The sequence below is a fragment of the Cellulosimicrobium sp. NPDC030954 genome (assembly GCF_055571305.1).
In genome coordinates this window covers 168,571-192,527 of the sequence record NZ_JBVIFN010000005.1, presented here as the reverse complement: position 1 = coordinate 192,527, position 23,957 = coordinate 168,571, and the positions used below count along the sequence as shown (strand labels likewise).

The following is a 23,957-nucleotide window of genomic DNA, read 5'->3' as shown; positions in this document are numbered from 1 at the left end:
CCACCGGTCGAGCGATGCACGGGCGTACGAGCGGCGCACGTCCAGGTGCGTCCTTCGAGCGCACGTGCACCAGTCGGCGCGTACTCCGGCGCGTGACGTCGTCGCGCGGGGTTTCCCACGGTCCCGCGGCGTGACACTCCGCAGGTACGGGTCTATCGTCGCCATCATGCCGCATTTTCGGATCCGCGAGGCCGCAAGCCTGCTCGGGGTCAGCGACGACACCGTCCGCCGCTGGGTCGACGCCGGCGACCTCGCCGCGAGCGTCGACGACGCCGGGCGCAAGGTCGTCGAGGGCGCGGAGCTCGCGCGCTTCGCCGTCGCGCAGTCGCACCCGACGCCCGACCCGTCCGGCGTCGCGCGCTCGGCGCGCAACCGGTTCGTCGGGATCGTGACGGACGTCGTGAGCGACACCGTGATGTCCCAGGTCGAGATGCTCTGCGGGGGCCAGCGCGTGGTCTCGCTCATGAGCACCGAGGCCGTGCGCGAGCTGCGCCTCGAGCCCGGAAGCCTGGCCGTCGCGGTCGTCAAGGCGACGACCGTCATCGTCGAGACCCCTGGAGGAACCGCGTGAGCACGTCCGCACGCCCCCGCACGACCACCCGCACGACAACCTCGCGCCGCCGCGCCCGAGGAGCCCTCGCCGCGCTCGGGACGGCGGCCCTCGTCGCCGCGCTCGCCGCGTGCGGCACCGGCGCGGACGCCGGGGACGACGCCTCGCCGTCGGGCGGCGCCACGGACGCCGCGAGCACGCCGGCCGAGGAGCGCACGCTCACGGTCCTCGCCGCGGCGTCGCTGCGCGACGTGTTCACCGACCTCGCCGACGGCTTCGAGGCCAAGCACGAGGGCGTCACCGTGGCGCTGTCGTTCGCCGGGTCGTCCGACCTGGGCGACCAGATCCTCGCCGGGGCGCCGGCCGACGTCTTCGCCTCCGCGGACGAGCGCACCATGACCCGGGTCGTCGACGCGGGCGACGCGTCCGACCCGGTCGCGTTCGCGACGAACACGCTGACGATCGTCACCCCGCCCGGGAGCCCCGCCGGCGTCGAGACGTTCGCCGACCTCGCGCGCGAGGACGTCAAGGTCGTCGTCTGCGCGCCGGAGGTCCCGTGCGGCGGCGCGACCGACACGGTCGCCGAGGCCGCGGGCGTCACCATCCACCGCGTGAGCGAGGAGGCCAGCGTCACGGACGTCCTCGCCAAGGTGACGTCGGGCGAGGCCGACGCCGGGCTCGTGTACGTCACGGACGCGACCCTCGCGGGCGACGACGTCGACGTGGTCGACGTGCCCGAGACCGACGCCGCGCTCAACGTCTACCCGATCGCGCTCGTCGCGGCGGCCGAGGGGGCCGGCCCCGAGCAGGTCGCGCTCGCGCACGCCTGGATCGACCTGGTGACCGGCGACGCCGGGCAGGCCGCGCTCGCCGCGGCGGGCTTCGGCGCCCCGGACGCGGCGGCGCCGTGACGACCGCACCGTCCCGCAGGCCCTGATGCGCGGGCTCCCCCGCTGGGTCCTCGCCCCGGCGCTGCTCGGCGCGCTGTTCGTCGTCGTCCCCGTGGTGGCGATGGTCGCGCGCGTCGAGCTGACGCCGGCGGCGGACGGGACCGGCGGCCTCTGGGCCCTCGTCACATCCCCGGCCGCGGTCGACGCGCTCGGGCTGTCCCTGCGCACCGCGCTCGTCGCGACGCTGTGCTGCGTGCTGCTCGGCACGCCCATGGCGCTCGTCCTCGCGCGCACGACGTTCCCCGGGCAGCGCGTCGCGCGCGCCCTCGTGCTGCTCCCGCTCGTCCTGCCGCCCGTGGTCGGCGGCATCGCGCTGCTCCACACGTTCGGTCGCCGCGGGCTGATCGGCCAGCACCTCGAGGTGCTGGGGATCGAGATCGCGTTCACCACGACGGCCGTCGTCATCGCGCAGACGTTCGTCGCCCTCCCGTTCCTCGTCCTGAGCCTCGAGGGCGCGCTGCGCACGCAGGACACGCGCCTCGAGGACGTCGCCGCGACGCTCGGCGCCGGCCCCACGACGGTGCTGCGCCGCGTGACCCTCCCCCGCGTCCTGCCGGGGCTGCTGTCGGGCGCGGTGCTCGCGTTCGCGCGGGCGCTCGGCGAGTTCGGCGCGACCATCACGTTCGCGGGCGCGCTCCAGGGCGTCACGCAGACCCTGCCGCTGGAGATCTACCTCCAGCGCAGCGCCGACCCGGACGCCGCCGTCGCGCTGTCGTTCGTGCTCGTGGTGGTCGCGGTGCTCATCACGGCCGCCGTCCACGGTCCGCGCGTGCTCGGCGGCCCGGACACCCGGACGGCCCGCCCGCGGCGCGACGGCCGGGCGGCCCGCGGGTCGGGCGCCCTGCCCGACGGCGACCGGGTCGTCCGGGAGGACGTCTCGCCCCGGAGCGGCACCGACCCGGCGTCGGCGCCCGCCGCGGACCCGACCCCACGCCCCCACGTGGCGGCCGCCGCGCTCGCCGTGCGCGCCGTCGTCCCCGACCGCGGGCTCGACGTGGACCTCGCGCTCGCGCCGGGCGAGGTCGTCGCGGTGCTCGGCGCGAACGGGGCGGGCAAGTCGACGCTCGTGCAGGTCGTGGCAGGGCTCCTCCCGCCCGGGGAGGCGCCCGGCGCCCGGGTCGCCGTCGGGGACGACGACGTCACGCGCGCCGCGCCGCGCCGTCGGCGGCTCGCGTGGCTGAGCCAGCGACCGCTGCTGTTCGAGAACCTGTCGGTCGAGGACAACGTCGCGTTCGGCCTCCGGGCGCGAGGCGTGCCGCGCACCCGCGCCCGGCGCGAGGCCCGGGCCGCGCTCGGGCGCGTCGGCGCCGCCGACCTCGCGCCCCGGCGCGCGACCGACCTCTCGGGCGGGCAGGCGCAGCGCGTCGCCATCGCCCGGGCGCTCGTCACCGACCCGCGCGTGCTGCTGCTCGACGAACCGCTCGCCTCGCTCGACGTCGGCGTCGCGCAGCACGTGCGGTCGGTGCTGCACCACGCGCAGCGGGAGCGGCCCCGCACGACGCTCCTCGTGACCCACGACCTGCTCGACGTGCTGCTGCTGGCCGACCGCGTCGTCGTGCTGGCGGACGGCCGCGTCGTCGAGGACGGGCCGGTGGACCAGGTCCTCACGCGGCCACGGTCCCGGTTCGCGGCCCGCCTCGCGGGCGTGAACCTCCTCGCAGGGAGCGTCGTCCACGTCGCCGTGCCGGAGCCCGTCACGGTGGGGAGCCTCGGGACGGAGCAGGGCGGGCCGGACACCGGCGGGACGGAGACCGGCGGGACGGGCGCCGGCGGGACGGACGCAGCTCTGGTCCCGGCCGAGGCAGGGCCGGCCGCAGCACGCGAGGTGACGGTCGCCGTCGACGGAGCGGAGGTCCGCGTGCGCGGGACGGCGGACGAACCGCTCGCGGTCGGGACCGGGGCCGTCGCGGTGTTCGAGCCGCGCACGGTCGCCGTCCACCGGGCGACGCCCGAGGGCAGTCCCCGCAACGCGTACCGGGTCGTCGTGACGAGCGTGGAGCCGCACGGGCCGCTGCTGCGCGTGTGGGGTCGCGTGGCGGGCGAGGACCGGGGCGACCAGGCCGCGGTGACGACGACCGCCGTCGGGCACGACGCCCCGCACCTCGCCGCGGACCTCACGCCGCGCGCCGTCGCCGAGCTGCGCCTGACCCCGGGCGAGCGCGTCTGGTTCGTGGTCAAGGCGGCCGAGGTGCGAATCCACCCCCACTGACACGCCGAACCCGGGGTCGTTCCCCACGACGCGCCGGTCGTGAGGGAGGACCCCGGGTTCGGCGCCGCGGGTGTCAGACGGCGGCTGGTGCCTCCGGCGCGGGGGCGGGCGCCGTGTCGTGCGGGGCGGGCCGCACGGCTCGCGACCACTCGCCGCCGCGAGCACGGACCGCGACGAGCAGGACGACGAGCCCGACGGCCGTCATCGCGGCGCCCGCCCACAGGGGCGACGTGAAGCCGAGCCCGGCGGCGATGGTCAGACCGCCGATCCAGGCGCCGAGCGCGTTGCCGACGTTGAACGCGTGGCAGGGGCGCGCGCCGGGTCAGGCCTGCCGGTCGACCCCGCCGAGCGCGGCGCGGACCTCGCCGACGATCGCCGCCATCGCCGCCTCGGCGGCGCGCGGGTCGCCGTCCGCGACGGCGCGCGCGACGGCCTCGTGCTGGTCCAGCGCCTCGGGCACAGGGGACGCGGGCATGAGCCCCAGGTGCGTCCGTCCGCTGAGCACCGCGGCGACGACCCCCGCGAGCGCGCCGAACATCTCGTTGCCGCTCGCGCGCAGCAGGAGCTCGTGGAAGCGCACGTCGAGCGCGAGGAACTCCTCGAGGTCGCCCGCCTCGCCGAGCATCCGCATGCGTGTGGCGGCCGCGACGAGCTCGGCGCGCTCGTCGTCGGTCGCGTGGACCGCCGCCCCCGCGGCCGCGAGCGGCTCGACGGCGTGGCGCAGCTCGGTGAGCGTGCGGAGCTGGGGGTCGCGGCCCGGGCCCTCGAGGCGCCAGCGGATGACGCGCGGGTCGAGCACGTTCCACTCGTCGATGCCGAGGACGACGAGCCCGACACGTCGCCTGGACCGCACGAGGCCGAGTCCTTCGAGGAGCCGCATGACCTCGCGCGCGACGGTGCGCGAGACGCCGAACTCCGACCCGATCGACTCGAGCGTGAGCGGCGTGCCTGCCGGGACGTCGCCGCTGGTGATGCGACGACCCAGGGAGTCGAGCACGGTGGTGTGCAGGACCGTCGTCGCCATGCTCGCAGCCTAGTGGCGCCGAATGGTGCTATCAATCACTTGCCAAAGGTGCTACCAATAGCCCACAGTGGACGCCAGCGACGACCACGACGGTCGTCGCCCGGGAGCGGCCGGCACGGCGCCGACCCGCCCGGACGCCCCGCCCGACACGGAAGTCGACACATGGACACGGACGTCAGCACCACCGACCGGCCCGACGACGCCGGGAGCACCTCCCAGCCTCAGCACCTCGTCGTGATGGGCGTCGCCGGCTCGGGCAAGACCACCGTCGCGACGCTGCTCGCCCGCCACCTCGGCACCGAGTACGCCGAGGCCGACCAGTTCCACCCCGAGGCCAACATCGCGAAGATGAGCGCCGGGACGCCGCTCACCGACGAGGACCGGTGGCCGTGGCTCGAGGCGATCCGTGACTGGCTGAGCGCCGAGGCGGACGCCGGTCGCTCCGGCGTCGTGACCTGCTCCGCGCTCAGGCGCTCCTACCGCGACCTGCTGCGCACCGCGCGCGGCCGCGTCTGCTTCGTCCACCTCGACGGCAGCCCCGAGCTCCTCGCGGAGCGCATGGCGCACCGCAGCGGCCACTTCATGCCCACGTCGCTCCTGCCCTCCCAGCTCGCCACGCTCGAGCCCCTGGACGACGACGAGCCCGGCTTCACGCTCGACGTCGCCTCCACGCCCGAGCAGATCGTGGACGAGATTCTCGCGCGCACGCGGCTGAGCAGCGCGCCCGGCGCCCGCTGAGCGCGCGCCCGACCCGACCCACCGACCACGACCGTCGACGGAGACACACCCATGCCCCCTGAGGACTGGACACAGACCCTGACCGCCGGACCGCTGCTCGCGATCGCCGCGGGCGCGATCGCGCTCCTGCTGTTCCTCATCATCAAGCTCAAGCTGCACGCCTTCGTGGCGCTCATCCTCGTCAGCCTGCTCACCGCCGTCGTGGCGGGCATCCCGACGGGCTCGGTCGTCGAGGTGCTCACCGCGGGCTTCGGCACGACGCTCGCGACCGTCGCCCTGCTCGTCGGGCTCGGCGCGATGCTGGGCAGGCTCGTCGAGACGAGCGGCGGCGCGAAGGTCATGGCCGACTTCCTCATCGGGAAGTTCGGCGAGAAGCGCGCGCCGTTCGCCCTCGGCCTCGCGTCGCTCATCTTCGGCTTCCCGATCTTCTTCGACGCCGGCCTCGTCGTCATGCTGCCCATCGTGTTCTCCGTGGGCCGCCGGCTGGGCGGGTCCCTCCTGCTCTACGGGCTGCCCGTGGCGGGCGCCTTCTCCGTCATGCACATCTACGTGCCGCCGCACCCCGGCCCGGTCGCCGCGACCGAGTTCCTCGGCGCGAACGTCGGCATCGTCATCCTCCTCGGGCTCGTCGTCGCGATCCCCACCTGGTACGTCACGAGCTACCTGTTCGGGCGCTACGTCGGGCGTCGCGTCGAGCTACCCATCCCCGCGATCCTCGGCGAGGCCGACGAGGACCAGCTCGAGAACCCGCCGAAGTTCGGCACCGTCGTCGCGATCCTCCTGCTCCCGCTCGTGCTGATCTTCGCCAACACCGGGCTCGACGCGCTGCGCGCCGCCGGGACCGTCGACGCCGAGAACCCGGCCGTGCAGACCCTGCGCGCCATCGGCGCGACGCCGGTCGCGCTGCTCATCACGGTGCTCGTCGCGGCCTGGGTGCTCGGTCGTCGACGGGGCGTTTCCGGGACGGCGCTGGAGAAGACCCTCGACTCCGCGCTCGGCCCGGTCTGCTCGGTCATCCTCATCACCGGGGCGGGCGGCATGTTCGGGGGCGTGCTGCGCGCGACCGGCATCGGCGACGCGCTCGCCGACGTGCTCGGCGACCTGGGGCTGCCCGTGATCGTGGCCGGGTTCCTCATCGCGGCGATCCTGCGCGTCGCGCAGGGGTCCGCGACCGTCGCGCTGACGACCGCCGCCGGGCTCATCGCCCCCGCCGTGGAGGCGGGCGGCTTCAACGCGGTCGAGCTCGCCGCGGTCGTCGTGTCCGTGGCGGCGGGCTCCGTGGTGCTCAGTCATGTGAACGACTCCGGGTTCTGGCTGGTCGGCCGGTTCTTCGACATGGACGTCAAGACGACGCTCCGCACCTGGACGGTCATGGAGACCGCCATCGGTGTCATGGGCTTCGCCATCGCGGCGCTCGTCTTCGCCGTCGCGTAGCGCGCGGCGAGCACCGCGAGGACCGCCCGGGCACGGCGCCCGGGCGGTCCTCGACGTCGTGGACGTCAGCTCCGGTCGGTGAAGACCGGGGTGTAGGCGTCGCGGTCCGCGAGCCAGGACTTCCGGCGGAAGCGCTGGAGCGTCAGACCGAGGAGCGTGAGCAGCCCCGCCATCACGAGCAGGCCGAGGTCGCCACCCGCACCGGTCGTGGCCAGGGCCGTCGGACCCGACGCCGCGACGGTCGTCCCGGTGGCCGTCACGGCCACGGCGCCCGCACCGGTGCCGATCGGGTGGAGCACACGGACCACCGTGCCGTCCGTGCCGTCCGTCGATCCCGGGTCAGCGGGGTTCGTCGGGTCGGTCGGGTCCGTCGGGTCGGTCGGGTCCGTCGGGTCCGTCGGGTCCGTCGGGTCCGTCGGGTCCGTCGGCACGACGGCGGCCGTCGGGCACGCGGCGGAGGCGTCACCCAGCAGGCCGACGCCCACGCCGCAGACGGTCACGGGGACCGTCACCGGCAGGCCGACGTCGAGGTCGGGCAGCGCCCCGAGGACGCCGTCCTCCCCGAGCAGGCCGCCGTCGAGGAGCCCGTCGCCCAGCAGACCGTCGTCCCCGAGCACGCCGTCCAGCAGCCCGTCGCCCGACGCACCGCCGAGCAGGTCGTCCACCAGGCCGTCCTCACCCAGCACCTCGTCGAGGAGCCCGTCGTCCCCGCCGAGCACGTCGCCGCCCAGGAGGCCGTCGCCGAGCAGGTCGTCCACCAGACCGCCGTCGCCCAGCACCCCGTCCAGGAGACCCGTGCCGTCGGCGTCGCCAGAACCGGTCCCGTCACCGGGGCCCTCCCCGGCAGTGGCACCGCCGACCGTCGCGTCGCCGCCGACGCCGACCGCGACACCGGACACGTCCACCGGCACGGTCACGGGCACGTCGACGTCGACGCCGGAGCCGGAGCCGGCCGCGCCGTCGTCCGTGCCGTCAGCCGGAGCCGCCGGAGCCGGCGTGACGGTCGCGTCACCCAGGACGCCCACCGCGACGCCGGACACGTCCACGGGGACCGTCACCGGCACGTCGACGGCCACGTCCGCCGGGTCCGCCGGAGCGGGCTCGGGGGCAGGTGCCGGGGCGGGCGCGGCCTCCGGAGCCGGAGCCGGAGCCACCGCGGCGTCGCCGAGGACGCCGACGGCGACGCCCGAGACGTCCACCGGGATCGTGACGGGCACGTCGAGCTCGACGTCCGCCGGGCCGGCCGGGGCGGGCTCGGGATCGGGGACCGGGGCGGGAGCCGGTGCGGGCGCCGAGGATGCCGTGGCGTCCCCGAGGGCACCCACCGCGACGCCGGTCACCGTGACGGGGACGTTCACGGGCACGTCCACCGACACGTCGGGAAGGGCCTCGGTCACCTGGCTCAGCGGAGCCTCGACCGAGACGTCCAGCCCGAGGTCGCCGAGGAGGTCGCCCTCGGCTGCGTGGGCCGCTCCGGCCCCGACGACCACGAGGCCGCCTGTGACGAGCGCTGTGCGCAGCGCGCGCCGAACGAAGGTGTGCATGATCGTTCTCTCTCCTGCTCAGAAGTGGCTGGCGCACGACGGCGCCGGGTCGCGTCTGCCGCGCTCGGGGCGCGACGCGAGCCACGTCAGGCAGGAGAGACGGGGACCTCGAAGAACGTCGAGGGGTGCTTCGACCGCGCGTCGTCGACGACGGCGGTCCAGGACGAGAGCGCGGGGGCGGCGGCACCGTGGTCGAGGGCGGCGAGGTCGCCGCCGGACCCGGCGCGCTGGGCGCTGCCGGAGGGCGCGGGCGCGGTGCCGAGCCCGCCGTCCGACGGCGTGCCACCGAAGGGTGTCGCGCCGCCTGCGGGCACGGCGGTGCCGGGCGGAGCGTCGAGCGGGGCGAGGGGAACCCCGCCGCGCGCGCCCGGGGGCGGGGCATCGGGCGCCGTCGGGCCCGCACGATCCGCACCAGGAGGGGGCACGGGCGGCAGCTCGCCGCCCGCCGGCAGCGGCACCCCCGGTACGGCGGGCTCGGCCGCGGTCGTGCCGGTGCCGGGCATCGACGGGCCGGCCGGGCCCGGAGCCTCCGGACCGGGGGCAGGTGCCTCGGGGAGCACGGGCGCGAGCGGGTCGAGCGGGGTGAGCGGCCCGCTCACCGGGCCGAGGACCGGGTCGGTGACCGGCGCCAGGACGTCGAGCACCGGGGTGAGCGCGTCCAGGACGGGCGTCACCGGGTCGAGCGCGGGCGACACCGCCCCGAGGACGGGGTTCACCACGGGGGCGACCGCCTCGACGACGGGCGTCGCGGCCGGCACGACCGCGTCGAGGGCCGGCGTGGTCACCGGGGCGACGACGTCGGTCACGGGCTGCACGACGGGCGCCACGGGCGCGACGACCTGCTCGACCACGGGAGCGACCGGCTCGACGACCTGCTCGACCACCGGGGCGACGGGTCGCACGACCTCCTCGACCACGGGTGCCGCCGGGGTCACGACCTTCTCGACGACCGGGGCGACCGGCTGGACGACGGGGGCGACGACGTCGCGCACGACGGGCTGGACGACGTCCTGCACGACCGGGTCGACGACGCTCTGGACCGTCGAGGTCACGGGCGACAGGACCTTGCCGAGGCCGAGCGGGTCGTCCGCGGCGGACGCGCCGCCCGCGGTCACGACGGCGAACGCGAGGCCCGCACCGAGACTGCCGCCGGCCACGAGCGCGCGCACGAGCCAGCGGCGGGCGGCTGGTGCGCGCCTGCCCTGCGCGTCGTGCGTCGCGTCCATCGTGCGCCCCGTAGGTCGTCGGTGCGGCGAAGAGGCGGGCCGGCAGGCCCGTCCGGGGTCACGGTAGGCATGCGCCGGTGACGCTCACCACCGGAGCGTCCGATTTCACCCGACGGTCGCCCCGAACACCAGGCCGAGCAGGTAGGTCGCCGCCGCGGCCCCGAAGCCGATGCCGATCTGCCGCAGCGCCCGCGTGAGCGGCGAGGTCCCCGAGAGCAGGCCGACCGTCGCACCGGTCGCCAGGAGCGCGATCCCCACGAGGAGCGCCGCGACACCCACGGCGACGAACCCCGTGAGACCGAAGAGGTAGGGCAGCACCGGGATGAGCGCGCCGGACGCGAAGAACAGGAACGACGACACCGCCGCCCCCATGGCCGTGCCGTGCGTCTCGTGCTCGTCCGCGCTGGGCGGTGGGGCGATCACGGTCTGCTGCGTGTACGTCGCGAGGACGTCGGCGGCGTGCGCCTCGGCCTCGACCGGCGCCATGCCGCGCGCGCGGTAGACCAGCGCGAGCTCGTTCGCGTCGACGTCGAGGTCGGGCAGCGCCGCGGACGCCTGCGGGCTGGGCGTCGAGGCGTCGAGCAGCTCGCGCTGCGACCGCACCGACACGTACTCCCCCGCACCCATCGACAGCGCGCCCGCGAGCAGGCCCGCGAGCCCCGAGAGGAGGACGGTGCTGTTCGACGCCCCGGACGCCCCGATGCCGAGGATCAGCGCGAGGTTGGAGACGAGCCCGTCGTTCGCGCCGAACACCGCAGCCCGGAAGGTGCCCGACATGCGGTTGCGCCCGCGCGTCGCGAGCCCGCGCACGACCTCCTCGTGGATCCGCTCGTCGGCGGCCATCCTCGGCGTGGCGTCGGCGTCGGTCTCGTACGTCGAGCGCGCCTCGGCGCGCTGGGCGAGCGCGAGCACGAACACGCCGCCGAAGCGGCGCGCGAGCCAGCCGAGCGTCCGGGTGCGCCAGTCGCCGCGCAGGGGCTTGCCGACGTCGTCGCCGAGCAGGTCGAGCCAGTGCTGCTCGTGCCGCCCCTCCGCGTCCGCGAGCGCCAGCAGGATGTCGCGCTCCTCCCCGCTGCGACGGCTCGCGAGGTCCCGGTAGACCGCGGCCTCCGCGCGCTCGTCGGCGAGGAACCGGCGCCACCGCCGGACCTCCTGCGGCGTCGGTCGGTGCCCGACGACGGCCGCCTGGTCCCCGCCCGGCGTCACCCCGCGCGGGGTGTCGGCGGGCAGTCCGGTGTGCGGCTCAGGCGTAGAGGACATGCCCTCCATGATGGCGATCTTCGGCCGCGCCGTGTTGCGCGCGGCCGAACGCGGGGCCGGGGGTCCCCCCGACCGGTGTTCCGGGCGTCCCCAACCTCAGGCCCGCCCGTCGTCCGTCGTCGTGGTTGGATCGAGCCATGACCACTGGAGAGAACGAGCTGTCCCGCCCCGAGGTCGACGCGCCGGAGGGCCCCGCCCCGACGGAGCTCGTCGTCGAGGACATCACCGTCGGTGACGGCCCCGAGGCGACGCCGGGTGCGACCGTGAACGTGCACTACCTCGGCGTCGAGTACGAGACGGGCGAGGAGTTCGACGCCTCGTGGAACCGCGGGCAGTCGATCAACTTCCCGCTGCGCAGCCTCATCGCCGGCTGGCAGCAGGGCATCCCCGGGATGAAGGTCGGCGGGCGGCGCAAGCTCGTCGTGCCGCCGGAGCTCGCCTACGGCCCCGCGGGCGGCGGCCACCGCCTGTCCGGCAAGACGCTGATCTTCGTCATCGACCTGCTCGGCGTGTCCTGACCGACCACTGACGCGCGAGAGGGCCCCGGTCGTCGACCGGGGCCCTCTCGCTGTCTGCCCTCCCGGGCGTCGCCGTCGTGCGACCAGGTCCTACCGCGCGGAGCCGGGGCACGTGACCAGCGCCGCGTCCGTCTCCGGGGCGAGCGCGCCGGACGCCGTGCTCGCGACGGGTCCCGGCACCGGAGCGGTGTCCCGCTCCCGGCGAGCCGTCCGCAGGCGGACCACGGTGTCGACGAGGACACCGAGGAGGATCCCGCCGACGACGCCCACCACGACGGCGAGGAGCGGGCTGTCGCCGACCCAGGCGGCGGCGAGCGTGCCGATGAGGACCGAGTAGGTGGCCCACACGACCGACGCGACGGCGGAGAGCGCCATGAAGCGGCGGCGCGAGAAGCCCACGGCCCCCGCGGTCACGTTGACCGCCGTCCGCCCGACGGGGACGAACCGCGCGCCCAGGACGACGGACGCGCCGCGCCGGTCGAGGGAGCGGGTCGCCCACGCGACGGCGCGCTGACCGCGCGGGCCGCGCAGCACCGGCAGCGCGCGCGTGCCGACCGCCCGGCCGAGCGCGTAGGCGAGCTGGTCGCCGCACCAGGCGCCGAGCGCCGCGACGAGCAGGACGAGCCCCCAGGCGACGCCACCGCCGGACTGCGCTCCGACGGCGAGCATGACGATCACGGTCTCGCCGGGGATCGGCGGGAAGAACCCGTCCCCCGCGGTCGTCGCGAACAGCGTCGGCAGCGCCCACACCGAGTCGACGAGCGCGAGCAGCCACGCCTCGACCTGTCCCCACAGCTCCACGACCCACGCGACCATGCGTCCCAGCCTCGACCGCGCGGCCGTCCGGCACCATGGGGTATCCCCCCGGTTCTCCCCTGAGGCGACCCCGACCGGGCAGACCGCGGACACGTGGTCCGGCGACCCTCCGGTCCGGGGGACAATGTGGCTCGACGCATTCGCCTCCCCGCGCCGCAGCCGGCGGGCGGGGACGTCCGTGATCGAGGAGCGCTGTGATCACTGTCAGCACCGACGGCTCGTGCCTGAGCAACCCGGGCGGCGCCATCGGGTGGGCGTGGATCAACCACGACGGCACGTTCGACTCCGGCGGCGCCGTGAGCGGGACCAACCAGGTCGCCGAGCTGACCGCGCTGCTCCAGGCGGTCCGTGCGCACCCCGGGGCGGAGCCGCTGCTCATCGAGTCCGACTCGCAGTACGCCATCAAGTGCGCGTCCGAGTGGGTCGTCGCCTGGAAACGCAAGGGGTGGCGCACCGCGGGCGGGCAGCCGGTGAAGAACCTCGAGCTCGTCCAGGCGATCGACCGGGTCATCACCGAGCGCGCGGGGCCGGTCCGGTTCCGCTGGGTGCGCGGCCACGTCGGCGACCCGTTCAACGAGCGCGCCGACCAGCTCGCGGGCCTCGCCGCCCAGGACTGGGCCGCCGGCCGGGGTGATCTCGACGGCACGCTCGTGCCCGAGCTCGGCGACCCCACGCGACCGGTCGGCCGTGCGCCGGCCACCGCGCCCGTCCCGACCGCCGCCTCGCACGCCCCGGCACCGAGACAGCCGACCTCGGAGCCTGCGTGGGACATGGACACCCTGTTCGACTGACGCCCCCACCCGCCGAACACGACCTTGGTGTCGTTATCGAGCGGATAACGCCATCAACGTCGTGCTCGACGCCGCGCAACGTCGAGCTCGGCCGTCGGCGGCGGGTGCGACGATGGTCCGGTGACCGTCCTGCCGCGCACGGGCCCCGGGCCCGCCGAGCACGCGGTCGGCGACCCTCCGGGCGCGGTCGCGCACCACGTGGACGGTGAGCTGCTCGTCCGGCGCCTCCGGTCGGAGCGTCCCCTCGACCTGCACCTCACGCTCGCCCGGCTCTCCCGGGGGCCGTACGACCCGACGTTCCGCCGCACGCCGGCCGGCGACGTCTGGCGCACGACCCGGATGCCCGGCGGTCCTGCGACCTGCCGCCTCGCCCAGACCGGGCCGCGCGACGTCGTCGGGCACGCCTGGGGACCGGGCGCCCAGGAGGCGCTCGACGCCCTCCCCCACCTGCTGGGCGAGCACGACGACGACACCGGCTTCGTCCCGCCCGCGCCCCTGCGCGACGCGCACCGCCGCGCCACCGGGCTGCGCATCCCCCGCACCGGTCGCGTGCTGGAGGCGCTCGTCCCCGCGATCCTCGAGCAGCGCGTCCAGACGGTCGCCGCGTGGCGGTCGTGGGGCTGGCTCCTGCGCCGGTACGGCGAGCGCGCACCCGGTCCCGCGGGTGACGCCGGGATGCTCGTCGTGCCCGACGCCGCCACGTGGGCTCGCGTCCCGTCGTGGGACTGGCACCGGGCGAACGTCGACCCGGGCCGCGCACGGACCGTCGTCGCGGCCGCGCGCGTCGCCCGCCGTCTCGAGGAGTGCGGCGCGCTGCTCGACGCGCAGGGCGCCGCCGCCGCGCACGCCCGGCTCCAGGCCGTCCCGGGCGTGGGCGTGTGGACCGCCGCCGAGGTGGCGCAGCGCGCGCTCGGCGACGCCGACGCCGTGTCCGTGGGCGACTACCACCTCGCCAAGGCGGTCGGCTGGGCCCTCGTCGGCGAGCGCGTCGACGACGAGCGCATGCTCGAGCTCCTCGCGCCGTACTCCCCGCACCGCTACCGCGTCGTCCGGCTCCTGGAGCTCTCCGGGAGGGCGCAGGCCCCGCGGCGCGGCCCGCGTCTCTCGATCCAGGACCACCGCCCGAACTGACGGCCACGGGCCTCCCTGAGACAGGAAAGAGTCGCCGGAACGTGGCGTTCCGGCGACTCTCTCCTGCCCTCACGGGTTACTCGGGGAGCGCGCACACCCCGTCGACGCAGACCGCGGCGTCGTCCGCACCCACGAGCGTGAGCGTGGGTGCGGTCTCGCGGTGCGGTGCGGCCGCGTCCGCGGCGCTCACGCTCATGAGCGTGGTGCGGCGCGGGTTCGCGATGGAGTGGTAGAGGTTCGTCGTGGTGTCGGTCATCTGAGGCCTCCTCGTGGGATCACGGGCGCCGGTGCACGTGTGGAGCCGGCGTCGGTGCGGGCTGCGTCCCAGTCTCGGTGATACCGAGTCGCAGGTCCACCGCACTGGGGTGTGAGATACGTCGCTCTCCGTACCTGATCTCGCAGAGCGGATAACTCAGGCGGCGTCGCGCTCCGCGACGGCCTGCTGCAGCACCTGGACGAAGACCGCCGGGTCCTGGGCACCCGAGACGCCGTACCGGCCGTCGACGACGAAGAACGGCACCCCGTTGATCCCGTAGGCGCGCGCCTGCTCGATGTCCGCCTGCACGTCGTCGGCGTAGCGGCCGTCCTCCAGAGCCGCGACGACCTCGGCGCGGTCGAGACCGACCTCCGCCGCGAGGTCCGCGAGCTCCTGGACGCGACCCACGTGGCGGCCCTCCTCGAAGTACGCCTTGAGGAGGCGCTCCTTCATCTCGACCTGCTTGCCGTGCGCCTTCGCGTGGTGCAGCAGCTCGTGGGCGGTGAGCGTCTTGGTGTGCTGGAGCGCGTCGAAGTCGTAGGCCAGGCCCTCGGCGGCGGCGAGCTGGGTCATCTGCCCGAGCATCTGCTCGACCTGCGCGCGCGGCATGCCCTTGTGCCCGGCGAGGAAGTCCACCTCGGTGCCGTCGAAGTCGACGGGCGTGTCCGGCGCCAGCTCGAACGAGTGGTACTCGATGTCGACCTGCGGGCCGTCGCCGGCCTCGGCGAGCCGACCGAGCGCCGTCTCGAGGCGCCGCTTGCCGACGTAGCACCAGGGGCACGCGACGTCGGACCAGATGTCGATCTTCACCGTGGGGGCCGACGCGTCCGGCGCGGCGGGGCTGTTCGTCGTCATGTGACCGTTCAACCATCTGGAGGACCGCACGATTCCCTCCCGGCCGACCTCACGGCGTGACGTTCGCCGCACGGTAGAGGTCCTGCAGCACCATGATCTCCGCGCCATGGTGGATCAGCTCGCGGTTCATGTGCGCGACGAGGTGGACGAACGGCGCCTGCGCGTCGATCTCTGTCGCCTGGCTGAGCCCGACCGTGAACGCCCCCTCGTCCGGCAGGGCGTCGACCCCGGCCCGCCACCGGTCCACCTCGTGCCGCAGGCCCGCGACCGCCGGTCCCACCTCGCCCGAGAACGTCACCGCGTCGCGGCGGCGCTCGTGCGGCCCGAACGTCCACTCCCACCGCTCGAAGAACGCCTCGGTGAGGTGCGCGACGAGCCACGCGATCGTCCGCGGCTGCGGCGAGTCCGGCCCGTCGGGCCACTCCATCACCCAGTCGCCGACCCCGAGCGTGCGCGACGTACGCTCGGTGCCACGACGCACGACGCGCAGCGCGTCCGGCCCCGGCTCCCACTCGAGCTCCGCCTGGGTCAGCGTCGCGAGCCGTTCCGAGACCTCGAGCCACGAGAACCCGAGCTGGCCGCGCACGACCGCGAGCGTCGTCGGGACCGTGAGGATCGTCCAGTCGAACTCGGGGCTCCCGTACGCGATCTCCCCGTCCGACGTCTCGTGCACCATCTCGCTCCCCTCCCCGCGGCCCCGTCGCCGCCCGTCCGTCGGTGTGCGCTCGACGCTAGCCGGACCCACCGACGCCTGCGCGCGAGAATGGGGTCGGCCCGTCCCCGTCCCCCGGAGTCCTCGTGCGCGTCCGCCCCCGTACCGTCCTGCTCGTCGCCACCGGGATCGCCGTCGTCCTGCTCGGCGCCCTCGTCGTGTTCCTCGCGATCAACGGGGTCGACGGCGTCCCCGGCTGACCCGGCCGACGCGCGCTCCGGGCGTCCCCGGGTGATCCTGCTGGAGGACCCCAGCAGGAAGGCCGACCCGTGACCGCGACCGACACCACCCCCGATCCGCAGCTCGTCCTCGTGCGCCACGGCGAGACGGAGTGGAGCGCGAGCGGCCGCCACACCGGCCGGTCCGACATCCCGCTCACGGTCGCCGGCGAGCAGCAGGCCGTCGCGGCGGGCGTGTGGCTGCAGGGGTGGGCGGACCGCCGCGGGCGACGCCCCGCCGTCGTGCGCACGAGCCCGCGGCAGCGCGCCCGACGCACCGCGGACCTCGCCGGGTTCCCCGACGCGGAGACCGACGACGACCTCGCCGAGTGGGACTACGGCCCCGTCGAGGGCCGGACCGCCGTCGACGTCGGCGAACAGCTCGGCCACGAGTGGCTGATCTTCCGCGACGGCGTGAACGTGCTCGCCGCCGCGAACGGCCACCGTGGCGAGGAGCTCTCCGCGGTGGCGGACCGGGCCGGGCGCGTGCTCGGGCGCGTCGAGCCGACGCTGCAGGGCGGCGACGACGTCGTCCTGTTCGCCCACGGGCACCTGCTGCGCGTCCTCGCGACCGTGTGGCTCGGGATCGACCCCGGGCTGGGCGCGCGGTTCGAGCTCGGCACGGCCGCGATCTGCCTGCTGGGCTACGGGCACGGGCTGCGCACGGTCGAGGGCTGGAACCTCTCGGCACAGGGCTGAACCCGGCCGGCCGGCCGACCGGCGGGACGGCCCTCCCCCTGCGCACCGCGAGGTGGCACGATGCTGCCCATGGGTCTGAGCGAGAAGCACCTCACCGAGGGCGAGCACGTCGTCATGGAGCTCAAGGAGCACGCGAAGGCGCTGTTCTGGCCGTTCGTGCTGCTGGTCGTCCTCGCTGCGGCGGTCGTCGTGACGGTCGTGCTCGTCCCGAACGACGTCGTCCGCTGGGTCGTCGCGGGCCTCGCCCTCGTCGCGGCGGTCGTCTGGGTGTTCGTGCCGTGGCTGCGCTGGCGGACCACGGAGTACACGGTGACGAACAAGCGCATCGCGATGCGCTCGGGCATCATCACGCGCACCGGGCGGGACATCCCGCTGTACCGGATCAACGACGTGAACTACGAGAAGGGCCCGATCGACCGGATCTTCGGCTGCGGGACGCTCGTCATCTCCGACGCGACCGACAAGCCGGGCCTGAACCTGCACGACGTGCCCGACGTCGAGAACGTGCAGGTCCGCCTGCACGACCTGCTCTTCACCGCCGACGACGGCTCCGACGACGGCGAGTGGCCGCCGAACGAGCCGCCGCGCGGCCCGCGCGCGCCCCGTATCCCGCGCGCGGAGCGCTGACGCCCCCGTCCTCGATCAGTCCTCGATGCGCCGCCCGGCCGCGATCTCGGCGCGGGCCAGCATCTCGTCGGTCAGCACCACGTCACCCTCGAGGTGCGCCACGAGCAGCCGGCGCGCGACGCCGGCCGCACGCTCCGGGTCCGCGCCGCGCGCGTTCCACGCCCCGAACCAGTCGGCGAGGGTCACGCCGTGCTCGGGCCGGTAGCAGACCGTCACGGCGTCCCCCGCCTGCAGCTCGCCGTTCCGCACGACCCGCAGGTACGCGCCGGTCCGGTTCGCGGCGGTGAACCGCTTGACCCACCTGTCCTCGCCGAGCCGCCGCGCGAACGTGGAGCACGGCGTGCGGGGCTGGGTGACCTCGAGCAGCGCGGTGCCCACGGACCAGCGCTCCCCCACGACCGCCGCGCTCACGGGGATGCCCCGCACCCGGAGGTTCTCGCCGAACAGGCCCGGCGGGATCTCGCGCCGGAGCTGCCCGACCCACCAGTCGGTGTCGTCCTGCCCGTACGCGTACACGGCCTGCTCCTCGCCCCCGTGGTTCGCACGGTCGGCCTGGAGGTCGGCGTAGAGGCCGAGGCGTCGGACCTTCACCGGCCCGGCGACGGGCCGCTTGTCGATCGCCGTGACGCCGACGGGTCCGGCGTCGGGCAGGAGCGCGTGCACGCGGCACACGGCGAGGACCTCGCCCGTCGGCGCGCTGGAAGCGAGGGCGGTCACGGGCGCCGCACCAGGAGACGTGGGGAGGTCGGTCGGCGAGGCGGGTGCAGCGGGAGACATCCCTCGATTCTCTCAGCGCGTGGTGGCGCAGGACACCGGGGACCAAGGTCACGGGACCGTTCTCACCCCGCACGGGTAGCGTCGGCGCCATGAGCGCCACCCGTCCCTCGCGCTGGGAGCAGAAGACCGCTGCCGACCCGTCGCACTCCACCTGGTACGTCGAACGCTTCCGGGCGATGGCGGCGCGCGGTGCCGACCTCGCGGGCGAGGCACGGCTGGTCGACGCCATGCTGCCGCGCGGCTCGCGGGTGCTCGACGCCGGGTGCGGGCCGGGGCGCGTGGGCGCAGAGCTGTTCGCGCGCGGCCACACGGTCGTCGGGGTCGACGTCGACCCGGTGCTGGTCGAGGCCGCGCGCGCCGACCACCCGGGGCCCGACTGGCGCGTGGGCGACCTCGCCGAGCTCGACCTGCCCGCCGAGGGCGTCACCGAGCCGTTCGACGCGATCGTGTGCGCGGGCAACGTGGTGACGTTCCTCGCGCCGGGCACCGAGGTCGAGGTCCTGCGCCGCTTCCGGGCGCACCTCGCCCCGGACGGTCGCGCCGTCGTCGGCTTCGGCACCGGGCGCGGCTACCCGCCCGAGCGCTTCCTGGCCGACGCCGCGGAGGCGGGGCTGCGCCTCGACGTCGCCCTCGCGACGTGGGACCTGCGCCCGTGGACCCCGGAGGCCGACTTCCTCGTCGCCGTGCTCGCCGTCGACGCCGCGGGCTGAGAGCCCGGGCCGACGCGCCCGGGCCGACGGCACGGCTCAGGCGGGCGTGAACGTGAACGTCACGGCCCCGCCCGAGCTGCCCGGCTCGCCCTCCACGTCGTCGACGTGGAGCATGCCCGCGCCGTGCAGGTCGATCGTGTCCCCGAGGTCCGCCCGCAGGACGTCCTCGCCGCGCGGCGAGCGGACCGCGAGCTGCGCGAGCGCGCGTCCCGCGCCGACGCCGACGCGCATCACGCCCACCCGCACGTCGGCGAACTCCGCCTGCGCTCCCTGGGGCACGCGCGCCCGGCGCACCTCGTCGTTGCCTGCCATGCGTCAGCCTCCCGAGTAGACGGAGTCGAAGTTCTCCTTGTACTCCTGCTCGGTGAGCCAGAGGTCGCCGACCTTCTGCTCGCCGTCCAGCATGCCGCCGCCGGGTCCCCACGGGTTGACGACGTGGATCTTCATCTCGCCGTCGACCTCCTTGACCTCGGTGACGACGTACGCGTGGTTGGGCACGATGCGGCTGTCGTCGACCTCGTCCTCCCACCACCAGAACGCGTCGTCGTCCTCGGTGCCCACCGCGACGGGCCCGTCCTTCAGCCGGTCCTGGATGTCGGACAGGCTGAGCTCCCCCGACCGCTCGGCCGGACGGCCCGTGATGGCCTCGAACGCGTCGTCGGAGTGCCCGCCGTCGATGTCCTGGTAGTCGCCGCCGAAGTACTCGGCCGCCGCCTTCTCGTAGATCGACACCCAGTTCGGCTCGCCGTTCTGACCGCCGACGCCGTTCTCCGGGACGGTCGCCTCCACGACGATCTCGACCGGCTCGCCGTCCTTGTACATCGTCACGGTGTACGTGCCGTCGTCGTTGAGCCGGATGTGCTCGCGCAGGAACTCCGGGTCCGTCGTCGCGACGGCGCCCAGGCCGGCGAGGAACCAGCAGTCCCCGACCTGGCCCTGGTTGATGTCGTCGAGCGAGAAGTCCTCGTTGTCGAGGTCGATCGGCGGGACGTCCTCGTAGTCGCCGAGGGCGTCGGTGAGGCCCGGGTCCCCCGGCCGGTCGCCGTCCTCGCCCGGTGTGCTGCGGTCGCCGCCGCCCCCGCCGGACCCACCGCCACCGGATCCGCCGGCGCCGTCGGTGCTCGCGCTCTCCTGCTGGTCCGCCTGGCGCACGACGGCGGTCGCCGCCTCGCCGAGGACCGCACCGACCGCGGCGACCGCCGGTGCGTGCGACGTGGACCACTCGCCGCGCAGCGCGTCGCCGTCCGGCCCCTCCCAGGGGCTGGACGTGACCAGCGCGTCGAGCTCGCCGCGCAGCGACGTCAACCTCTCGGCGGCCTCGGACAACCGCTGTCCGAGCTGTCGCAGCTGTGCGACGTCCGCCCCGTACATCCCGCTCATGTCTCCCCCTCGCCCGCAGGTCGCCGAGACGGTACCGCCGTCCGCCCACGCCGGTCCATGGGGCGCGCTCCCCATCCCCGCGCAGGCCGCACTTCTGACCTCGGGCCGGTCCGCGCTGGTAGCGTCCCCCGCGGACGACGCACGCGACGACCGAGGGGGACCATGACGGAGCAGGCCAGGACACGGCGCCGGGGCACGACGACGCGGGCCGTGGGGGCGGTGCTCGCGCTGGGCGCCCTCGCCACGCTCGCGGCGTGCGGCGGCGACGCCGAGCCGACGGAGCCGCCGCCCGCGCCGGACGCCGTCACGGGGTACGAGGAGACCCGGCAGGACGTCCTCGCCGCCGTCCAGGACGTCTACGGCGCAGACGGCTGGGCCGACGACGGCAGCGCCTCGGCGACGGCGCAGGACGACGGCCGCTGCGTCGTCTTCCTCCCGGACGCGAGCGCCACGCGCGCGGACGCCGAGGCCTACGACCTGCTCGCCGACGTCCCCGCCGCGCTCGCCCCGGTGCTCGACGCGCACGGCTTCGGCGCGCCGTCCGACGTCGTCGAGGCGGAGCACGGCGGGTCCGCCTCCGTCGAGGCCGCGGACCCGGCGGGGTGGTCGGTGCGCGTCACCGCCGACGGCGACGTGGTCCGACTCGACGTGTCCGGCCCGGTCGACCTCGACCCGTGCGACGAGGCCGGGCTGCCGGAGCTCGGCTGAGCCGTGCCGTCGTACCGCGTGACCCTCGCCGTGGGCCTGCTGCGCCCGGGCGCCGACCCCGAGGCCGTGCTGCCCGCCGCCGCGGCCGCGGCACGCGACCTGACCACGGTCGAGGCGTACGACGTCGGCGTCGTGCGCGGCGAGGCCCGCGTCACCGTCCGCTTCCTCGCGGACACGGACGCCGCCGCGCACACGGTCGCCGACGCGGTGGAGGTCGGTGTGGGCGCCCACGCCGCGACGTCGGGCGGCCGCCTGACCCGGCGCTGGGGAGCACGCTGGCACCCGGCCTGACCGCCGTCGGCGCGGGACAGGGCGCCGGACCGCCCGCCGCGCGACGTGGGCGCGGGACCGGTTCAATGGACGGACCTGTCACCGACGCCGGGGAGGCGCACCCGTGGCCACGAGGACCGGCCTGTTCCGTCGCAAGTCCGTCGAGGACTCGCTCGCGGCGATCGACGACCCGGAACGCTCGCTCAAGCGCAGCCTGACGTCCTGGGACCTCGCGGTCCTGGGGGTCGCCGTCGCGGTCGGCGCGGGCATCTTCTCCGTCGGCGCGACGGCTGCCGCGAACTACGCGGGACCCAGCGTCATCGTCTCGTTCGTCATCGCGTCGATCGTGTGCGCCCTGGCCGTCATGTGCTACGCCGAGTTCGCGTCCGCGATCCCCGTCGCCGGGTCGGCGTACACGTTCTCCTACGCGACCATGGGCGAGCTCGTCGCGTGGATCATCGGGTGGGACCTCATCCTCGAGATGCTGCTCGCGTCGGCGGTGATCGCGAAGTTCTGGGGCGTGTACCTGGGGGACGCGTTCGGGCTGTTCGGCATCGACCTGCCGCTGACGATCCCGATCGGTCCCGTCGACCTCGAGTGGGGGCCGGTCTTCATCGTCGCCGTGTTCACCACGCTGCTCGCGATCGGCACCAAGCTCAGCACGCGCGTCAACAGCGTGTTCACCGTCATCAAGGTGGGCATCACGCTGTTCGTCATCGTCGTCGGGTTCTTCTTCGTCGACGCGTCGAACTACTCGCCGTTCGTGCCGCCCGCCCAGCCGGCGCCGGAGCAGTCGGCGCTCGCGCAGCCGCTGGTCGGCTTCCTCACGGGGCTCGAGCCCACCACGTACGGCGTCATGGGCCTGCTCGCGGGCGCGGCGCTCGTGTTCTTCGCGTTCATCGGGTTCGACGTCGTCGCGACCACGGCCGAGGAGGCCAAGGACCCGCAGCGCACGCTCCCGCGCGGCATCCTCGGCGGCCTCGCGATCGTCACGGTCCTGTACATCCTCGTGACGCTCGTCGTGACCGGCATGGTGTCGTACACCGAGCTCGCGGAGTCCGACGCGCCGTCCCTGACGACGGCGTTCATCCTCGTGGGAGCCGACTGGGCTGGGCGGGTCATCTCCGTGGGCATCCTCGTCGGGCTGACGACGGTGATCATGGTGCTGCTCCTCGGGCTCACGCGCGTCGTCTTCGCGATGAGCCGCGACGGCCTGCTCCCCCGCGGCATCTCCCGGACCTCGCACCGGTACCACACGCCGATCCGCCTCCAGGTGGGGGTGGGGATCGTCGTCGCGCTCATCGCCGGGCTGTCCCAGGTGGAGCTGCTCGAGGAGATGATCAACATCGGGACGCTCTCGGCGTTCGTCCTCGTGAGCTTCGGCATCCCGATCCTGCGCCGCTCGCGCCCCGACCTGCAGCGCTCGTTCAAGGTGCCGTGGTCGCCCGTGCTGCCGATCGTGTCCGGCGTCGCGTGCCTGTGGCTCATGGCCAACCTCACGACCCTCACGTGGCTCCGCTTCCTCGGCTGGGTCGTCGTGGGCCTGGTGATCTACGCCTTCTACGGCTACCGGCACTCCGTCGCGGGCCGCGACTCCCTGAAGGGCGACGTCACCGCGTAGGTGCCATCGCACCGGTGTCGCCCAGAGGTACCGTGGGCGCGCATGAGCGCCTCAGACACCGCGATCACCGCCGACCTCGTCCGCGCGGCACTGGAGGAGCAGCACCCCGACCTCGCCGGGCTGCCGCTCCACGAGGTCGCGGGCGGGTGGGGAAACCAGATGTGGCGGCTCGGCGACGACCTGGCCGTCCGGGTGCAGCGCATGGACCCGACGCCGGAGCCCCAGCTCAAGGAGCGGCGGTGGCTGCCCGTCCTCGCCCCGCGCCTCCCGCTCCCCGTCCCCGCCCCGGTGCGGCACGGCGAGCCGTCCGAGCGTCTCCCCCGGCACTGGACCGTGATGACGTGGGTCCCCGGCGAGCCGCTGGACTACGGCACGATCACCCGGGGCGCGGACGCCGCCGACGCGCTGGCGGGGTTCCTCCGCGCGCTGCACGTCGCGGCGCCCGCCGACGCGCCGACGTCCACGGACCGGGGCGCCCACCCCCGCGACGCCACGGACGGCTTCGAGGGGTTCCTGCGCGCCGTCGCCCCCGACGACGCCGCCGCCGTCCGGTCCGTCTGGGACGACGCCGTCGCGGCCCCCGCGTGGGAGGGAGCGCCCGTGTGGGTGCACGGGGACCTGCACCCCGCGAACGTCGTCGTCGCGGACGGGACGCTCGCGGGCGTCGTCGACTTCGGCGACCTGTTCGCGGGCGACCCCGCGTGGGACCTCGCCGCCGCCTGGGTGCTGCTGCCCGCGGGCACCGCCGCGCGCTTCTTCGACGCCTACGGGCGCGCCGACGACGCGACCGCGCGGCGCGCCCGCGGGCTGGCGGCGCTCAAGGCCCTCTTCCTCCTGCTCATGGGGCAGAACGGGGACGAGGGCCTGCCCGGCGGCAAGCCCCACTGGGGGCCCGCGGGCCGCGCGGCGCTCGACCGCGTCCTGGCCGGCTGA

Annotated in this window: 26 protein-coding genes and 1 pseudogene; 15 read left to right on the top strand and 12 right to left on the bottom strand. The window is 75.3% G+C overall.

The features are described from left to right. Positions 1-166: 166 nt before the first annotated feature. The 3 genes from ACZ402_RS12300 to ACZ402_RS12290 are packed head-to-tail and all read left to right on the top strand — an operon-like array spanning position 167 to position 3,709. The gene (locus tag ACZ402_RS12300) at positions 167-571 is read left to right on the top strand and encodes a TOBE domain-containing protein (protein ID WP_375825343.1); all 405 of its coding nucleotides are present in this window, start codon (positions 167-169) and stop codon (positions 569-571) included. Further along, complete coding sequence (modA, locus tag ACZ402_RS12295; RefSeq protein ID WP_375825341.1) at positions 568-1,461, top strand: molybdate ABC transporter substrate-binding protein; 894 nt, start codon at positions 568-570, stop codon at positions 1,459-1,461. Before ACZ402_RS12300 ends, modA begins: the two co-directional genes overlap by 4 nt. A 25-nt stretch (positions 1,462-1,486) precedes the next feature. After that, entirely contained in the window at positions 1,487-3,709 is a 2,223-nt protein-coding gene (locus ACZ402_RS12290; RefSeq protein WP_375825339.1) for an ABC transporter permease, read from the top strand. A gap of 73 nt (positions 3,710-3,782) precedes the next feature. Here the strand turns inward: ACZ402_RS12290 and ACZ402_RS12285 are convergent. Together ACZ402_RS12285 and ACZ402_RS12280 are read right to left on the bottom strand one after the other, a co-directional pair. Next, positions 3,783-4,010, bottom strand: a pseudogene (locus ACZ402_RS12285) (MFS transporter); the annotation flags it as partial. Between the two features lie 21 nt (positions 4,011-4,031). Further along, the gene (locus ACZ402_RS12280; RefSeq protein ID WP_375825338.1) at positions 4,032-4,733 is read right to left on the bottom strand and encodes a FadR/GntR family transcriptional regulator; all 702 of its coding nucleotides are present in this window, start codon (positions 4,731-4,733) and stop codon (positions 4,032-4,034) included. Positions 4,734-4,895: 162 nt separating this feature from the next. On the opposite strand from ACZ402_RS12280, the gene ACZ402_RS12275 reads away from it, so the two are divergent. Further along, the gene (locus ACZ402_RS12275; protein WP_375825337.1) at positions 4,896-5,471 is read left to right on the top strand and encodes a gluconokinase; all 576 of its coding nucleotides are present in this window, start codon (positions 4,896-4,898) and stop codon (positions 5,469-5,471) included. Positions 5,472-5,522: 51 nt separating this feature from the next. Then, positions 5,523-6,905, top strand: coding sequence for a GntP family permease (locus ACZ402_RS12270; RefSeq protein WP_375825335.1), 1,383 nt, complete (start codon positions 5,523-5,525; stop codon positions 6,903-6,905). Positions 6,906-6,970: 65 nt separating this feature from the next. On the opposite strand, the gene ACZ402_RS12265 is transcribed toward ACZ402_RS12270, so the two are convergent. The 3 genes from ACZ402_RS12265 to ACZ402_RS12255 form a co-directional block, all read right to left on the bottom strand. Further along, the gene (locus ACZ402_RS12265) at positions 6,971-8,449 is read right to left on the bottom strand and encodes a hypothetical protein (RefSeq protein ID WP_375825334.1); all 1,479 of its coding nucleotides are present in this window, start codon (positions 8,447-8,449) and stop codon (positions 6,971-6,973) included. 86 nt (positions 8,450-8,535) lie between these two features. Further along, positions 8,536-9,675, bottom strand: a complete 1,140-nt coding sequence (locus ACZ402_RS12260) for a hypothetical protein (protein ID WP_375825333.1) — start codon at positions 9,673-9,675, stop codon at positions 8,536-8,538. 105 nt (positions 9,676-9,780) lie between these two features. Then, positions 9,781-10,935 (bottom strand): VIT1/CCC1 transporter family protein, encoded by a 1,155-nt coding sequence (locus ACZ402_RS12255; RefSeq protein ID WP_375825332.1) that lies wholly within the window; start codon positions 10,933-10,935, stop codon positions 9,781-9,783. Between the two features lie 137 nt (positions 10,936-11,072). Between ACZ402_RS12255 and ACZ402_RS12250 the strand changes: the two genes are divergently transcribed. After that, positions 11,073-11,453 (top strand): FKBP-type peptidyl-prolyl cis-trans isomerase, encoded by a 381-nt coding sequence (locus tag ACZ402_RS12250; RefSeq protein ID WP_087470098.1) that lies wholly within the window; start codon positions 11,073-11,075, stop codon positions 11,451-11,453. 90 nt (positions 11,454-11,543) lie between these two features. On the opposite strand, the gene ACZ402_RS12245 is transcribed toward ACZ402_RS12250, so the two are convergent. Continuing rightward, positions 11,544-12,269, bottom strand: coding sequence for a DedA family protein (locus ACZ402_RS12245; protein WP_375825330.1), 726 nt, complete (start codon positions 12,267-12,269; stop codon positions 11,544-11,546). 194 nt (positions 12,270-12,463) lie between these two features. Here ACZ402_RS12245 and ACZ402_RS12240 point away from each other — a divergent pair, with 194 nt between their 5' ends. Both ACZ402_RS12240 and ACZ402_RS12235 read left to right on the top strand, forming a co-directional pair. Continuing rightward, entirely contained in the window at positions 12,464-13,060 is a 597-nt protein-coding gene (locus ACZ402_RS12240) for a ribonuclease H family protein (RefSeq protein WP_087470100.1), read from the top strand. A 120-nt stretch (positions 13,061-13,180) separates the two neighbouring features. Continuing rightward, positions 13,181-14,191 (top strand): DNA-3-methyladenine glycosylase family protein, encoded by a 1,011-nt coding sequence (locus ACZ402_RS12235; protein ID WP_375825329.1) that lies wholly within the window; start codon positions 13,181-13,183, stop codon positions 14,189-14,191. Positions 14,192-14,267: 76 nt separating this feature from the next. Here the strand turns inward: ACZ402_RS12235 and ACZ402_RS12230 are convergent, their stop codons facing one another. From ACZ402_RS12230 to ACZ402_RS12220, 3 genes are all read right to left on the bottom strand, one after another. After that, positions 14,268-14,447, bottom strand: a complete 180-nt coding sequence (locus ACZ402_RS12230; protein ID WP_375825327.1) for a hypothetical protein — start codon at positions 14,445-14,447, stop codon at positions 14,268-14,270. 156 nt (positions 14,448-14,603) lie between these two features. Next, a complete protein-coding gene (locus ACZ402_RS12225; RefSeq protein WP_375825325.1) occupies positions 14,604-15,302 on the bottom strand; it encodes a DsbA family oxidoreductase in 699 nt (232 codons plus the stop codon). 49 nt (positions 15,303-15,351) lie between these two features. Next, a complete protein-coding gene (locus tag ACZ402_RS12220; RefSeq protein ID WP_375825323.1) occupies positions 15,352-15,978 on the bottom strand; it encodes a DinB family protein in 627 nt (208 codons plus the stop codon). 305 nt (positions 15,979-16,283) lie between these two features. Between ACZ402_RS12220 and ACZ402_RS12215 the strand changes: the two genes are divergently transcribed. Both ACZ402_RS12215 and ACZ402_RS12210 read left to right on the top strand, forming a co-directional pair. Continuing rightward, positions 16,284-16,931, top strand: coding sequence for a histidine phosphatase family protein (locus tag ACZ402_RS12215; RefSeq protein ID WP_375825321.1), 648 nt, complete (start codon positions 16,284-16,286; stop codon positions 16,929-16,931). A 69-nt stretch (positions 16,932-17,000) separates the two neighbouring features. Next, complete coding sequence (locus tag ACZ402_RS12210; protein ID WP_375825320.1) at positions 17,001-17,558, top strand: PH domain-containing protein; 558 nt, start codon at positions 17,001-17,003, stop codon at positions 17,556-17,558. A gap of 15 nt (positions 17,559-17,573) precedes the next feature. Here the strand turns inward: ACZ402_RS12210 and ACZ402_RS12205 are convergent, their stop codons facing one another. After that, positions 17,574-18,335, bottom strand: coding sequence for an MOSC domain-containing protein (locus ACZ402_RS12205; RefSeq protein ID WP_375825318.1), 762 nt, complete (start codon positions 18,333-18,335; stop codon positions 17,574-17,576). An 89-nt stretch (positions 18,336-18,424) separates the two neighbouring features. On the opposite strand from ACZ402_RS12205, the gene ACZ402_RS12200 reads away from it, so the two are divergent. Beyond that, positions 18,425-19,045, top strand: a complete 621-nt coding sequence (locus ACZ402_RS12200) for a class I SAM-dependent methyltransferase (RefSeq protein ID WP_375825317.1) — start codon at positions 18,425-18,427, stop codon at positions 19,043-19,045. A gap of 36 nt (positions 19,046-19,081) precedes the next feature. On the opposite strand, the gene ACZ402_RS12195 is transcribed toward ACZ402_RS12200, so the two are convergent. Both ACZ402_RS12195 and ACZ402_RS12190 read right to left on the bottom strand, forming a co-directional pair. Next, positions 19,082-19,357 (bottom strand): hypothetical protein, encoded by a 276-nt coding sequence (locus tag ACZ402_RS12195; protein ID WP_375825315.1) that lies wholly within the window; start codon positions 19,355-19,357, stop codon positions 19,082-19,084. 3 nt (positions 19,358-19,360) lie between these two features. Further along, the gene (locus tag ACZ402_RS12190; protein ID WP_375825313.1) at positions 19,361-20,425 is read right to left on the bottom strand and encodes a C2 family cysteine protease; all 1,065 of its coding nucleotides are present in this window, start codon (positions 20,423-20,425) and stop codon (positions 19,361-19,363) included. Positions 20,426-20,587: 162 nt separating this feature from the next. Between ACZ402_RS12190 and ACZ402_RS12185 the strand changes: the two genes are divergently transcribed. The 4 genes from ACZ402_RS12185 to ACZ402_RS12170 all read left to right on the top strand — a co-directional run bounded on the left by ACZ402_RS12185 (position 20,588) and on the right by ACZ402_RS12170 (position 23,957). After that, entirely contained in the window at positions 20,588-21,133 is a 546-nt protein-coding gene (locus ACZ402_RS12185) for a hypothetical protein (RefSeq protein ID WP_375825312.1), read from the top strand. Between the two features lie 3 nt (positions 21,134-21,136). Next, the gene (locus ACZ402_RS12180) at positions 21,137-21,424 is read left to right on the top strand and encodes a hypothetical protein (RefSeq protein WP_375825311.1); all 288 of its coding nucleotides are present in this window, start codon (positions 21,137-21,139) and stop codon (positions 21,422-21,424) included. Between the two features lie 103 nt (positions 21,425-21,527). Next, positions 21,528-23,024 carry an amino acid permease gene (locus ACZ402_RS12175; RefSeq protein WP_375825310.1) on the top strand — a complete coding sequence of 499 codons (1,497 nt, stop codon included), beginning with the start codon at positions 21,528-21,530 and terminating at the stop codon, positions 23,022-23,024. Positions 23,025-23,066: 42 nt separating this feature from the next. Next, complete coding sequence (locus ACZ402_RS12170; RefSeq protein ID WP_375825309.1) at positions 23,067-23,957, top strand: aminoglycoside phosphotransferase family protein; 891 nt, start codon at positions 23,067-23,069, stop codon at positions 23,955-23,957.